This is a genomic window from Dactylosporangium sp. NPDC000244 (assembly GCF_040300725.1).
Lineage (GTDB): Bacteria > Actinomycetota > Actinomycetes > Mycobacteriales > Micromonosporaceae > Dactylosporangium.
On record NZ_JBEPEH010000008.1, the window covers coordinates 165,113 to 178,154 of the forward strand.

A 13,042-nucleotide genomic window follows, 5' to 3' on the forward strand; every position below is an offset into this window, starting at 1 on the left:
TTTTTGTCAGAGGTACCGACCACAATAGGGTCGTTCCGTTTCCTCGCCTCGCGGTGGGTCTCTCTGGAGGGATAGCTCGTGACCGAGCAGTTGCGTTTGATGGCGGTGCACGCACACCCCGACGACGAGTCGAGCAAGGGCGCGGCCGCCATGGCGAAATACTCGGCCGAGGGGGTCGACGTCCTCGTCGTGACCTGCACCGGAGGTGAGCGCGGCAGCGTGCTCAACCCGAAGCTCGACCGCCCGGAGATCTGGGAGAACATCGGCGAGATCCGCCGCGCCGAGATGGACCGCGCCCGCGAGATCCTCGGCGTCCGCCAGGAGTGGCTCGGCTTCGTCGACTCGGGCTTCCCCGAGGGCGACCCGCTGCCGCCGCTGCCCGAGGGCTGCTTCGGGCTCATGGACCCCGAGGTCGCCGCGGAGCCCCTCGTCAAGCTCATCCGCACGTTCAAGCCGCACGTCATCACCACCTACGACGAGCGCGGTGGCTACCCGCACCCGGACCACGTGATGACGCACAACGTCAGCATGGTCGCCTTCGAGGCCGCCGCCGACGCGTCGCGCTACCCGGACGCCGGCGAGCCGTGGCAGCCCCTGAAGCTCTACTACAACATGGGCTGGTCGCGGAAGCGGATGACGCTCCTGCACGAGGCCATGCTGGAGGCGACGGGCGAGTCGCCCTACACCGAGTGGCTCAAGGAGTGGCAGGAGCGCCGCGACGGCGAGGACCGGCCCGACCCCGACCAGCGCGTCACCACGAAGGTCCCCTGCGGCGAGTTCTTCGAGGTCCGCGACGACGCCCTGCGCGCCCACGCCACTCAGGTCGACCCGGACGGCTTCTGGTTCGCGGTGCCGATGCCGATCCAGCAGAAGATCTGGCCCACGGAGGACTACGAGCTCGTCAAGAGCTTCGTCGAGACCACCACGCCCGAGGACGACCTCTTCACCGGCGTAAGGTGAGGGTATGAGCGCGTTGGCCGTCCTGGCCGAGAACAACTTCGGCGACACCCGCTCCGGGGGCCTGGCCGGCCCCATGGGGCTGCTCATCATCGTGCTCCTGGGCATCGCGACGGTGTTCCTGATCCGCAACATGACCGCGCGGATCCGCCGCCTGCCGGCCGAGTTCCCCGATCCGGACGCCCACAAGAACCCGGACCGGAACGACTCGACCACATCGTCTGAGTAGTCGGTAGCAGCGATCTGAGTTAGAAACGCATCGCTGGCCACTGTTGTCCCTTTCCTGCGTGGCTTAGCCTTCACGGGGTGCGTGTTTGCTTCGCCATGCGCGCATCCCTGTGAGGCAGGGAAGGGAGCAATGGTGACCGCGATGGCGCGCGCCCCGTTACACCCGCCCTCGTCTCTCCCGATCGCCACCGGGCAGAGGGCCGCCGCGCCCCCGCGGGGGTGGCCGTGATCGCCCTGGCGCGTGCGCATCGGGCCCTGCCGTCCCGGCTCGTCGCGCTCATGGTCGCGGCCGCCGGGCTGAGCGTCGTCGCCGCGCTGGTGGCCGCCACGCGTCTCCCCGAGGGAGCCGTCGTCGCCGCGTTGAATCGGTTCAACATCGAAGGTCTGCCGGCCGTACCGTCGGCCGTGCTCACCGGCGCCGCCGTGGCGATGGTCTCGCAGCTGGCCCGCGTGCGCGTGCGCGCGGGCGGTGGCCTGGCCCGGCTGGCCTGGGGCGAGGCCGCGATCGTGGTGCTGCTCGCGAACCTCCCCCCGCAGGTCGTCCCGCCCGTGGCCCTGCTGGGCTTCGCCGCCGCCCACGCCGCCCTGCACCTGGTCGACGCCCGCGCGAGCCGCGCCCGCCCCGTCCGCGAGAGCATCTACGGCGTGGCGGCCCTGACCGTGGGCGCCGCCCTGGCCACGCTGGTCATGGTCGCGATCTGGGGCAACGGCACCGCCCGCGAGGGCCTTCCGCCGCGCTTCATCGCGGCCCTGTGCGCGGCCGCCGCCGTGTACTTCGTTGCCACGTTCGCCCTGGTGGTCCTGCGCATCGTCGCCGCCGGCGGTGACCTGCGCGACACGGTGTCGTCCATGGCCACGAGCATCCCGCTCATGCTGATCGGCAACGTGGCGGTCGGCCTGGTGATCGTCTGGGCCTGCGCCACCAGCGGCTTTCTGCTCCTGCTCCTGCCTCCCGTGCTCTGGCTGATGCACCAGTTCTACGCGAACCGCATCGGCGAGGACGACGAGCGCCGCACGTGGGCCGAGTTCGCCGACGTGGCCCGCGACCTGAACCGCCTGGACGAACGAGACGCGGCGATGGCCGGCATTGCGGGCGCGGTGCGCCTCTTCCGTGTGCCGGCTGCCAAGATCGTCCTCTCGGGCGGCCGCTCCCACGGCGATCTCCCCCCGGGTCCGTACACGAGCCGAGCCCTGACGGTCGGCTCGGTCCCAGTGGGCGAGCTCCAGCTGGCCGGCCCGGAGCCCCGGCGCTCGAGGGACCGCCTGATGCTGGCGACCTTCGGCGACGCTCTGGCCGCGGCCCTGCACGACGCCATCACGCACGACGAGCTGCGGGCCATGAGCGAGCGCACGACCTACGACGCCGTGCGCGACCCGCTGACCGGCCTCCTCAACCGGGCGGCCCTGCTGGCGAGGGGCAACGGCCGGCTGTCCGCCCGCTCGCCGGGCGCCCCGGTGGCCCTGCTCCTCCTGGACGTGAACGACTTCAAAGAGGTCAACAACGCTCTGGGCCACACGGCGGGCGACGAGGTCCTGAAGGTGATCGCGCGCCGGGTCCAGGGCGCCGCGGCCGAGGATCAGCCCTCCGGCCCGGTCATCCCGCGCCCCAGGACCGCCTCCTCGCCCATGTTCGCCCGGTCGGCCCCCGGCGCGTCGTACTCCCCGGACCCGGCCGCGAACCCGGCCGCGAACCCGGCCGCGAACCCGCCCGCCGCGAACGACGGCCACCCCTCCACCGACCTCCACGCCCGTCTGGGTGGCGACGAGTTCGCGATCCTCATCACCGACCTGGCCGACGGCGCCGAAGACCTGGCCCTGGCCGCCGCCGTGGAGCGGGCGCGCCGCCTGGGCGCCCAGATCGCGGCGCCCATGGAGATCGACGGTGTGGTCATGTCCAAGGAGACCTCCATCGGCGTGGTGGTGGCGGCCGCCGGCTCCGCCGACCTGACCGAGCTCCTGCGCCGCGCCGACATCGCCATGTACCAGGCCAAGAACGGCGGCCAGCCGGTCGCCTGGTACGACCCGGCGCGCGACGACGCCAGCACCGACCGCCTCGCCCTCCTGGCCGAACTGCGCGAGGCCCTGAACGCCACCACCGGCGACGAGCAGCTGACCCTGGACCTTCAGCCGGCCATCGCCCTCGCGGCCGGCGCCGCTCCTGTCACCGGCGTCGAGGCCCTGATCCGCTGGCGCCATCCCCGCCGGGGCCGCCTGATGCCCGCGCAGTTCCTCCCGGCAGTGGAGGCGAGCGAGCTCATCGGCCCCCTGACCCACTGGGTCCTGGAGAAGGCCATCTTCCTGGCCGCGGGCTGGCGCCGGGCCGGCTCGGCCGTGCCGGTCGCCGTGAACATCTCGGCCCGCAGCCTCGCCGAGCGCCAGCTCCCCGAGACGATCAAGGAACTCCTGGGCCGCTACCGCCTCCCCGCCGAGCTTCTCGTCCTGGAGATCACCGAGACCGTCATGCTCTCCAACTCCCCGGTGATCGACGACGTCCTGGCGCGCGTCCGCCGCCTGGGCGTGCAGCTCGCCGTGGACGACTTCGGCACCGGCTACTCCGCCTTCACGCTCCTGACCCGGGTGCCGGTCCAAGAGGTGAAGATCGACCGCGAGTTCGTCGCCCAGATGCTCGACTCGCCGAAGGCCGGCGCGATCGTCCAGACCACGGTGGACCTCGGCCGCCGGATGGGCCTCCGCGTGGTCGCGGAGGGAGTGGAGAACCCGGAGCAGCGGGCCCGGCTGGCGGAGCTGGGCTGCACGGCCGCCCAGGGCTTCCTCTTCTACCCGCCGATGTCACCGGAGAGCCTCCAGTCCGTCCTGCGCGAGCGCCGCCAGGTCCAGCGCCGCCACCTGAGGGCCGAGGGCACCGGCTGATCCACCACTCGACTCCTTCGGCTCCCCGTCGTGCCCGGCTATTGGAATGGAACATTCCGTTCTGATAGACTGGAGGCGCAAGCGAGAGGGCGACACGATGGGAGCCGCAATCATGAACGAGCAGCTGACGAGCACCTGGGCCGTGCTGGACGAGGCTCACCTCGCCCTGCGCACCACCGTCGCGGGCGTCCGGCCCGGCGACTGGACGCGCCCGACTCCGTGCTCCCAGTGGAACGTGGCCCAGGTCCTCCAGCACGCGGCCGGCGACCAGCTCGGCTACGCCGCCTCGATCACCGGATCCGGCTGGCCGACGTTCGACCCCTTCGCCCCGACGGGCCACCTCGACACGGCCGGCAGCCCCGCCGACTTCGCCGACGAGGCCATGCGCGCCTCCGTCGCGGCGTGGGCCACCGTTGCGCAGGACGCCACGGAGGTCGCCACCCCGCTCCCGCAGGGCAAGCTCCCGGGCTGGCTCGGCGCGGGCGCCTGCGCGCTCGACGCCGCCGTGCACGCCTGGGACATCGCGCTCGCCACCGACCAGCCCTCCCCGCTCACCAACGCTCTGTCGTGCGACCTGCTGAAGGTCGCCCGCGAGCTCGTGGAGCCGCTCCGGGCCTGGGGCGCGTACGCCGCGGTCCTGCCCGCCGACCCCTCCGACGACGACACCGCGACCCTCCTGCGCTACCTCGGCCGCGACCCCCGCTGGACCGCCGAGTCCGCGGTCTGACCGGTGCCGCCGATGCGCATCCACTGTGGACGGATGTGAGACAACGGGTGATCGAGGGCTGACACACCGGGCGGGTGCTCGGCGTTGGAGTTCCGTTGCCCTAGCGTCACCGAATGTGAGCAGGCGGGGGATGGCCGGGGTCGCCGGGTTTGTGGTCGCCGCGGTCGGGGCGTTTGTCGTGCTCGATCACTTCGGGGGGAGCGACCGGTTCGCCGATCTGCCCGGGGGCGCCGACGTGCGGCTCGTCGGGCGGTTCACGCCGCCGCAGGTCGAGCGGCTCGCCGGGCTCCCGGAGGCGCAGGCCGTCGAGTGCGACGACACGCTGTACGACGTGGGGATCGCGAGCGGGCGGCTCCAGCTCGAGCAGGTGACGGTGCTGACGGCGGTGCGGAGCCCGGGGCTGCAGCGGGCGGCGCTGGTGCAAGGGCGGGCGGTGCGGGGCGACGCCGAGATGCTTGCCGTGGACGGGCGGGGGCTGACGCTCGGGGACCGGGTCACCGTGACGCGGGGCGGGCGCGGGGTGGCGGGGAGCGTGGTCGGAGTTGTGGCCCGTCCCTCCGGGCAGCCGGATGCCGTGGCGTTGTTGCCGGCGGGGGCGATGGCTCGGCTCGACGGGGGGAGTGGCTGTGCGGAGATCGCCGTGCAGCTTCGGCGGCCCAGCGAGGCCACGGCGTTTCAGCGGGCGGCCAAGGGGGTGCTCGGCGGGAACCCCGTGGTGACGTACGACGAATCGCTGCGAGGACACGTCTGAGTGCCGCGAGGGTGAAGGCTCTAGGGGGTCGTGCCCGACCACGTCATGGACAGGGCCGTCGCCGCTCGTTCGGCCCGGATCTCCATTGCCGAGCCCAAAATCACCGCTCGGTCCGACACCGCCAGCGCGTCGTCCACTGTGTACGTCTGCCGCGTGCTGATGAAGACCGGGGTGTTCGCGGGCTCGGCCAGCAGCGCCGACGACGTGGCGTCCAGCAGGCCCGGGCTCACGGTCTCCGTCGCCCGCAGGACCGGGACGCCCGCGTTCGACAGGGCCGTGTACAAGGCCGTCGTCGCGAAGTCCACCTCCAGCAAGGGGGTGGCGTACGGGGCCGGCACCCACGACACCTGGTGCACCGAGGGGCGGCCGGCGAACGTGCGGACCCGCTCCAGGCGCAGGGCGCGCCCGCCGAAGGTCTTCGAGTCCGTCAGGGTCGACGAGATCACCGTGGTGGCCACCGCGAAGCCCTGGTCTCGCAGGTCGTCGGTCAGGCTGCGCAGGGAGCCCAGGCGGTAGGCCAGGTGGGGCGGGGACACGAAGGTGCCCCGCCCCGGTTGCTGGACGATCAGGCCCTCGTCGCTCAGCTGGCGCAGGGCCTGCCGCAGGGTCATCAAGGTGACGCCGTAGGCGGTGCTCAGGTCGCGCTGGGCCGGGAGGGCCGCCCCGGGGGCGTAGAAGCCGCTGCGGATCTTCGCGGCCAGGTCGGTCGCAATGGCGCGGTAGCGGGGTTCGCCGTCGCGGGGCAACCGGTCCTCCTGGAGCCTGAAGCTGAAGCCTGATGCAAGCAGGCCGCTACGATATCGCCGCCCGCAAGGCGCGAACGTAGTCGCCCGCCTCGGCCGCGCTCGCGCCGTCGAGGATCCTGCGCATCAGGGCCGCGCCCACCACCACGCCGTCCGCCAGTGACGCGGCCTGCGCCGCCTGGGCCGGTGTCGAGATGCCGAAGCCGAGCAGGACCGGCAGCGAGGTCTGCGGCTTCAGGCGGGCGGCCAGGTCGGCGGCGGACGAGGCCAGCGACGTCCGCTCGCCCGTCGTGCCCATCACCGTGACGCCGTAGACGAAGTGGCGGCTTCTCCGGCCGATCTCGGCCAGGCGGGCGTCCGGAGTCGCGGGGGAGGCCAGCAGGATCAGGTCGATGTGGGCGGCCACCTCCTCGCACTCCTCCAGGGGCAGGTCCGGCACGATCAGGGCCGTGAAGCCCGCCGCCTTCAGGCGGGCGCAGAACGCCGCGGCGCCCGAGCGGATCACGAGGTTGGCGTAGGTGGAGGCGATGAGCGGTACCGAAACGGAGACCGCGGCAAGATCGGCCAAGATGCGATCCAGGGTCGCGCCGCGGGACAACGCGGTCTCCGTGGCCTCCTGGATCGTCGGGCCGTCCAGGGTCGGATCCGAGAACGGCAGGCCCACCTCCAGATAGTCGGCCCCGGCGTCCGCGAACGCCGTCAGATAGTCCGTCCACGACGAGGTCACGCCGGCGGTGACGTACGGCATCAGCAGTTTCACAACGCCTCCCGCATCGACGCGAGGTCCTTGTCGCCGCGGCCCGACACGGTGACGAGCACCGTCGAGCCCGCGGGCAGCTCGCCGCGCATGACCCAGGCCAGCGCGTGCGCGGACTCGAGGGCCGCGACGATGCCCTCGGTGCGGGCGAGCCGGCCGAACGCGGTCACGACCTCGGCGTCGGAGACGGTGACGTAGCGGGCCCGGCCGAGGTCGCGCAGGTGGACGTGCTCGGGGCCGACGCCGGGGTAGTCCAGGCCGGCCGCGATGGAGTGGGCCTCGGCCACCTGGCCGTCGTCGTCCTGCAGGAACAGGGAGCGCACGCCGTGCAGGACGCCGAGCTGGCCGTGGCTCGCGCCCGCTCCGCCGTCGGCCTCGACGCCGATCAGCCGGGCCGGCGTGTCGACGAAGCCGGCGAAGGTGCCGGCCGCGTTCGAGCCGCCGCCCACGCAGGCCACCACGTAGTCGGGCACGGCCGCGCGCAGCTCGGTCGCGCACTGGCGCCGGGCCTCGTCGCCGATGACGCGCTGGAACTCGCGGACCATCCACGGGTACGGCGCCGGGCCCAGCACCGAGCCCATGCAGTAGTGCGCCGTCGCGACCTCGCCGACCCAGGCGCGCATCGCCTCGCTGGTCGCGTCCTTCAGCGTCTGGGCCCCGGTGTGCACGGGCACGACCTCGGCGCCGAGCATGCGCATCCGGAAGACGTTGAGCTCCTGGCGCTCGATGTCCTTCGCGCCCATGTAGACGGTCGCGGAGAGGCCGAACAGCGCTGCCGCCGTCGCCGTGGCCACGCCGTGCTGGCCGGCGCCGGTCTCCGCGATGAGCTTCGTACGCCCCATCCGCTTCGCCAGCAGCGCCTGCCCGAGCACGTTGTTGATCTTGTGTGAGCCGGTGTGGGTCAGGTCCTCGCGCTTGAGCAGCACCGTCAGCCCGAGCTCGGCGGAGAGCCGCAGCGCGGGCGTGAGCGGGGTCGGGCGGCCCGCGTACGTGGCCAGCAGGCGGTCGAGCTGCCCGCGGAACGCCGGGTCGGCCCACGCCTCCCGGAACGCGTCCTCGACCTCGCGGCAGGCGCCGATGAGCGACTCGGGCACGTACCGCCCGCCGTACTCCCCGAACCGCCCGAGCGCGCCCGGGTCGGTCATCACGGAGTGGCGCGGCCGAATGAGCAGCTCAGTCATGGTGAGCCTCCACAGTTCTAGAACAGTGACTGTTCTAGAACTGTGGCACGAGGGGCGCGAGATGTCCAGACTGATGCCGTGGCGCTCATCGAGTACGACACCAGGGCCGCGACCGCGTTCGCCGCCGGACGGCACCTCGACGACGACGCGTTGCGGGGATGGCGCGAGCGCATCGCGCACTACCTGCGCCCCACCGCCGAGACGCGCCTGCTCGACCTCGGGGCCGGAACGGGTCAGTGGATGTCGGCGTTCCGGCGTTGGTACGGCCTGACCCCCCTCGGCATCGAGCCGTCCGCCGCGATGCGCGCGCTCGCGCAGGAGTCGATCCTCGGGGGCGACGCCGAGCACATCCCGCTCCCGGACGGCGACGTGGACGCGGTCTGGCTCTCCACCGTCGTGCACCACCTCCCCGACCTGCCCGCCGCGGCCGCGGAGATCCGCCGCGTCCTGCGCCCCGGCGGCCTGGTGCTGATCCGCTCGGCGTTCGCGGGCCGCCCCGACGGCATCTCGCTGTTCACGCACTTCCCGGAGGCCGCGACCGCGATGGCCACGCGATTCCCGTCCGCGTTGGACGTCGCCCGCGGATTCGCTTCCGCCGGCTTCGCCGCCCTGGCCCTCGAACCCGTTCCCCAGCTGACGGCGCCGACCCTGGGCCACATCGTCGACACCTTCGACCGCGCGGCCCACACCCCGCTCCTGCTGATCGGCGACGAGGAGTACGCGCGCGGCCTGGCCCGGCTCCGGTCCGCCGATCCGACGCAGCCCGTCGTCGACGCCCTCGACCTGCTCGTGCTGCGGGCCTCCGGCGAAGCCGCCGCTCAGTCCTAGCGACCGCCGCCGAGCGGCCCGGCGGATCGGTACATGTCCGCACCCGGCCTGGGTAGCCTGACCCCCATGGCCAACCGTCTCGCCGGGGCGACCTCGCCCTACCTGCAGCAGCACAAGGACAACCCGGTCGACTGGTGGCAGTGGTCGCCCGAGGCGTTCGCGGAGGCGCGCCGCCGCGACGTGCCCGTGCTCATCTCGGTCGGATACGCGGCCTGCCACTGGTGTCACGTGATGGCCCACGAGTCCTTCGAGCACGAGGGCGTGGCCAAGCTCGTCAACGAGCTCACCGTGCCGATCAAGGTCGACCGCGAGGAGCGGCCCGACGTCGACGCCGTCTACATGACCGCCACCCAGGCGATGAGCGGCCAGGGCGGCTGGCCGATGACGGTGTTCGCCACGCCCGACGGCGAGCCCTTCTACTGCGGGACCTACTTCCCGCGCGAGGCGTTCGCGAGCCTCGTCCAGGCCGTCGCGGCCGCCTGGCGCGACCAGCGCGAGGGCGTGCTGCAGCAGGGCGCCGCGGTGGTCGAGGCCATCCGCAAGGTGGCGGAGCGTCCGCCGTCCAACCCCATGGACGATGCGGTACTGCGCGCCGCCGCGACCTCGCTCATGAAGTCCTACGACGCGGAGCACGGCGGCTTCGGCGGCGCGCCCAAGTTCCCGCCGCACATGGCGCTGCTGTTCCTTCTGCGCCACTACCAGCGCACGCGGGAGGAGGCGATCCTCGACGCGGTCCGGCACACCTGCGAGCGGATGGCCCGCGGCGGCATGTACGACCAGCTCGCCGGGGGCTTCGCGCGGTACGCCGTCGACGGCACCTGGACCGTGCCGCACTTCGAGAAGATGCTCTACGACAACGCGATGCTGCTGCGGGTCTACACCCACCTCGACCGCATCGCCGGCAGCGGGACCGGCCGCCGGGTCGCCCACGAGCTCGTCGCGTTCCTCTCGCAGGAGCTGCACGACGGGCACGGCTTCATCTCCGCGCTCGACGCCGACGCGGACGGCGAGGAGGGCCTGACCTACGTCTGGACCCCGGCCCAGCTCGACGAGGTGCTCGGCGAGGTCGACGGGGCCTGGGCGCGGTACCTGCTGCAGGTCACGCCGGAGGGCACCTTCGAGCACGGCTCGTCGGTGCTCCAGCTGCCCGAGGACCCGATGAACGCCGAGCGCTGGCACGACATCCGCACCCGGCTGCTGGCGGCCCGCACGATCCGGCCCCAGCCCGCCCGCGACGGCAAGGTGGTCGCGGCCTGGAACGGCCTGGCGATCACGGGGCTGGTCGAGTTCGGGAAGGCGTACGGCGACCCGGAAGCGATTGCGCTGGCCGTCGAGACCGCCGAGTTCCTGGCCGGCACGCATCTCGTCGGCGGCCGCCTGCGCCGGGTCTCCCGCGACGGCGTGGCCGGTGAGCCGGCGGGCGTGCTCGAGGACTACGGCGCGGTCGCCGAGGCGTTCTGCGCCGTGCACCAGGCGACGGGCGACGGCCGCTGGCTCGACCTGGCCCGGCAGCTGCTCGACGTGGCGCTTCAGCACTTCCGCGACCCCGAGTCCGGGGGCTTCTTCGACACCGCCGACGACGCCGAGGCGCTCGTGGCCCGCCCGGCCGACATCACCGACAACGCCACCCCGGCCGGGCTGTCCGCGGTGTGCGCGGCGCTCGTGACGTTCTCGGCGCTGACGGCGGACACGGCGTACCGCGAGGCGGCCGAGCGCGCCCTCGCGACGGTCTCCGTCGTGGCGGCCACGCACGGGCGGTTCACGGGCTACGCGTGCGCCGCGGGGGAGGCGCTGCGCTCGGGGCCGTTCGAGATCGCGATCGCCACCACCGACCCATCGGACCCGCTGGTCGCGGCGGCGTGGTGGCACGCCCCGCCCGGCGCCGTGGTGGTCTCCGGCGCGCCCGATCGTCCCGGGGTGCCGCTGCTGTCGGACCGCCCCCTGCGCGGCGGCCAGGCAACGGCGTACGTCTGCCGCGGCTTCGTGTGCGACGCGCCGGTCACCGCGCTGGAGGACCTGGTCGCCAAGCTCGCGTGAGCGAAGGTGGGTCGCGAAATATCCGGCTCGCCCCTCACCGGATATTTCGGACTTATCGGCATTCACGGTATTCCGCTGGCAGCGTAGCGCTCGCGGTTGGCCGACCGCTGTAACGGTGTAATCGTGTAATCATGATGATGCGACGAGGAGATGCCCCCTGGGGGCGCGGCGGCGGGCCGCGCAGCGAGCCCCCGCCCGCCGACGACGCCACCGCCTGGATCGGCGGGGCGCTGCCGGAGAGCTGGTTCCAAGGTCCGGCCGAGGTGACCATCGACCGCGACGAGATCCTGATCGTGGGCCGGCTCAGCGCGCCGGCCCTGGCCGAGGACGCGAGCGACGCCGACCGGGCCGCCGCCGAGCAGGGCCGGATCGCGGGCTTCCGCGAGACGACCCGCGACCAGCGGATCGGCATCGCCCAGCAGCTCGAGCGGCGCTACCGCCGCAAGGTCTCCTGGGGCGTGCAGGTCGGCGAGGCCCGGGAGCTGTTCACCACGCACTCGGCGCCGGTGATGACCCGCCTGCGCCAGGCCGAGCGGCAGGTGCTCGACACGCTGGTCGACTCAGGCGTGGCGCGGTCGCGGTCCGAGGCGCTCGCGTGGTGCGTGGCGCTCGTCGGGCAGCACGCGGACACGTGGCTGACCGAGCTGCGGCAGGCCATGGAGTCCGTGGACGAGCTGCGCAAGCGCGGACCGGCGGTCTGACCGGGCCCGGTGCACCTGCGAGATGTGCGATATGTCGGGGCGCCTCGGCGCCCGGCATATCGTCCGCGCACCGGGCCCGAACGCGGGAACGATAGGCTGGCCAGCCTATGGACACCCGAACCGGACTTCCCGTCGTCGGCATGGTGGGCGGCGGGCAGCTGGCCCGGATGACCCACCAGGCGGCGATCGCCCTCGGCCAGTCGCTGCGCGTGCTCGCCGTCTCGCCCGACGACGGCGCCGCGCTCGTCGCCGCCGACGTGCGGATCGGCCGCCACGACGACATCGACGCGCTGCGCGAGTTCGCCAAGGGCTGCGACGTGGTCACCTTCGACCACGAGCACGTGCCCGGCGACCTGATCCGGCAGCTGGCGAGCGAGGGCTTCACCCTGCTGCCGGGCGCCGACGCGCTGCGCTTCGCCCAGAACAAGCGGGCCATGCGCGAGCACCTCGGCGGGCTCGGGCTCCCGATGCCGCGCTGGACCGACGGCGACGTCCAGGCCTTCGGCGACGAGGTCGGCTGGCCGGTGATCGTGAAGACGGTGACCGGCGGGTACGACGGGCGGGGCGTGTTCGTCGCGCACTCGATGGCCGATGTGCCGCCCGGCGTCGAAGTGATCGCCGAGGAGATGGTGCCGCTCAAGCGCGAGCTGGCCGCGGTCGTCGCGCGCTCGCCGCTCGGGCAGGTCGCGGCCTACCCGGTCGTGGAGACCGTCCAGGAGGGCGGGATCTGCGTGGAGGTGCTGGCGCCCGCCCCCGGCCTCGACGAGGACCTCGCGATCGCGGCCCAGCGGCTCGCCATCGACATCGCGACCGGGCTCGGCGTGGTCGGCGTGCTCGCCGTCGAGCTGTTCGAGACGACCGACGGGCGCCTGCTCATCAACGAGCTCGCGATGCGCCCGCACAACTCCGCGCACTGGACCATCGAGGGCGCGCGCACCTCGCAGTTCGAGCAGCACCTGCGGGCCGTGCTCGACTACCCGATGGGCGACACGCGGCTCACCGCGCCGGCCGTGGTCATGGCCAACGTGCTCGGCGGCGAGGCGGGCGGGATGTCCATCGACGAGCGCCTGCACCACCTGTTCGCCGAGGAGCCCGGGGCCAAGGTCCACCTCTACGGCAAGCAGGTCCGCCCCGGCCGCAAGATCGGGCACGTGACGGTGCTCGGCGACGACCTGGAAGACTGCCGTCGACGGGCTCGCAAGGCCGCCCGCATTCTCGAGGAGGGGTACCAGCATTGAGCGCGCCAGTGATCGAGGTCGGC

12 protein-coding genes are annotated in these 13,042 nt (G+C 73.0%); 9 read left to right on the forward strand and 3 right to left on the reverse strand.

Annotation, left to right across the window (positions count from 1 at the left end; genetic code table 11):
* The first annotated feature begins 78 nt into the window (after window positions 1-78).
* The 5 genes from mca (at window position 79) to ABT369_RS13460 (ending at window position 5,534) form a co-directional block, all read left to right on the forward strand.
* Window positions 79-960: a mycothiol conjugate amidase Mca gene (mca, locus tag ABT369_RS13440; protein WP_350612026.1), complete on the forward strand. Its 882-nt coding sequence runs from the start codon at window positions 79-81 to the stop codon at window positions 958-960.
* Between the two features lie 4 nt (window positions 961-964).
* Window positions 965-1,186 (forward strand): hypothetical protein, encoded by a 222-nt coding sequence (locus ABT369_RS13445; RefSeq protein WP_350612155.1) that lies wholly within the window; start codon window positions 965-967, stop codon window positions 1,184-1,186.
* A gap of 224 nt (window positions 1,187-1,410) precedes the next feature.
* Window positions 1,411-4,056, forward strand: coding sequence for a putative bifunctional diguanylate cyclase/phosphodiesterase (locus ABT369_RS13450; RefSeq protein WP_350612027.1), 2,646 nt, complete (start codon window positions 1,411-1,413; stop codon window positions 4,054-4,056).
* A 112-nt stretch (window positions 4,057-4,168) separates the two neighbouring features.
* Window positions 4,169-4,783, forward strand: a complete 615-nt coding sequence (locus ABT369_RS13455) for a TIGR03086 family metal-binding protein (RefSeq protein ID WP_350612028.1) — start codon at window positions 4,169-4,171, stop codon at window positions 4,781-4,783.
* A 115-nt stretch (window positions 4,784-4,898) separates the two neighbouring features.
* Window positions 4,899-5,534 carry a hypothetical protein gene (locus tag ABT369_RS13460; RefSeq protein WP_350612029.1) on the forward strand — a complete coding sequence of 212 codons (636 nt, stop codon included), beginning with the start codon at window positions 4,899-4,901 and terminating at the stop codon, window positions 5,532-5,534.
* A gap of 20 nt (window positions 5,535-5,554) precedes the next feature.
* On the opposite strand, the gene ABT369_RS13465 is transcribed toward ABT369_RS13460, so the two are convergent.
* Genes ABT369_RS13465 through trpB form a run of 3 tightly spaced genes read right to left on the reverse strand, consistent with a single transcriptional unit; the run spans window position 5,555 to window position 8,215 of the window.
* Window positions 5,555-6,280, reverse strand: a complete 726-nt coding sequence (locus tag ABT369_RS13465) for a GntR family transcriptional regulator (protein WP_350612030.1) — start codon at window positions 6,278-6,280, stop codon at window positions 5,555-5,557.
* A 46-nt stretch (window positions 6,281-6,326) separates the two neighbouring features.
* A complete protein-coding gene (gene trpA, locus ABT369_RS13470; RefSeq protein WP_350612031.1) occupies window positions 6,327-7,037 on the reverse strand; it encodes a tryptophan synthase subunit alpha in 711 nt (236 codons plus the stop codon).
* Window positions 7,034-8,215 carry a tryptophan synthase subunit beta gene (gene trpB / locus ABT369_RS13475; protein WP_350612032.1) on the reverse strand — a complete coding sequence of 394 codons (1,182 nt, stop codon included), beginning with the start codon at window positions 8,213-8,215 and terminating at the stop codon, window positions 7,034-7,036. Before trpB ends, trpA begins: the two co-directional genes overlap by 4 nt.
* A gap of 78 nt (window positions 8,216-8,293) precedes the next feature.
* Here trpB and ABT369_RS13480 point away from each other — a divergent pair, with 78 nt between their 5' ends.
* The 4 genes from ABT369_RS13480 (at window position 8,294) to ABT369_RS13495 (ending at window position 13,019) form a co-directional block, all read left to right on the forward strand.
* Window positions 8,294-9,043, forward strand: coding sequence for a class I SAM-dependent methyltransferase (locus ABT369_RS13480; RefSeq protein WP_350612033.1), 750 nt, complete (start codon window positions 8,294-8,296; stop codon window positions 9,041-9,043).
* 66 nt (window positions 9,044-9,109) lie between these two features.
* Entirely contained in the window at window positions 9,110-11,080 is a 1,971-nt protein-coding gene (locus tag ABT369_RS13485; RefSeq protein ID WP_350612034.1) for a thioredoxin domain-containing protein, read from the forward strand.
* Between the two features lie 131 nt (window positions 11,081-11,211).
* Window positions 11,212-11,781, forward strand: coding sequence for an ATP-binding transcription factor AbmR (gene abmR, locus ABT369_RS13490; RefSeq protein ID WP_350612035.1), 570 nt, complete (start codon window positions 11,212-11,214; stop codon window positions 11,779-11,781).
* Between the two features lie 107 nt (window positions 11,782-11,888).
* Window positions 11,889-13,019, forward strand: coding sequence for a 5-(carboxyamino)imidazole ribonucleotide synthase (locus tag ABT369_RS13495; RefSeq protein ID WP_350612036.1), 1,131 nt, complete (start codon window positions 11,889-11,891; stop codon window positions 13,017-13,019).
* Window positions 13,020-13,042: the final 23 nt, after the last annotated feature.

Coding starts and splice junctions, on each gene's coding strand:
- ABT369_RS13445 (WP_350612155.1), top strand. CDS start 965: ATGAGCGCGTTGGCCGTCCTGGCCGAGAACAACTTCGGCGACACCCGC.
- ABT369_RS13455 (WP_350612028.1), top strand. CDS start 4,169: ATGAACGAGCAGCTGACGAGCACCTGGGCCGTGCTGGACGAGGCTCAC.
- trpB (WP_350612032.1), bottom strand. CDS start 8,215: ATGACTGAGCTGCTCATTCGGCCGCGCCACTCCGTGATGACCGACCCG.
- ABT369_RS13485 (WP_350612034.1), top strand. CDS start 9,110: ATGGCCAACCGTCTCGCCGGGGCGACCTCGCCCTACCTGCAGCAGCAC.
- abmR (WP_350612035.1), top strand. CDS start 11,212: ATGATGATGCGACGAGGAGATGCCCCCTGGGGGCGCGGCGGCGGGCCG.
- ABT369_RS13495 (WP_350612036.1), top strand. CDS start 11,889: ATGGACACCCGAACCGGACTTCCCGTCGTCGGCATGGTGGGCGGCGGG.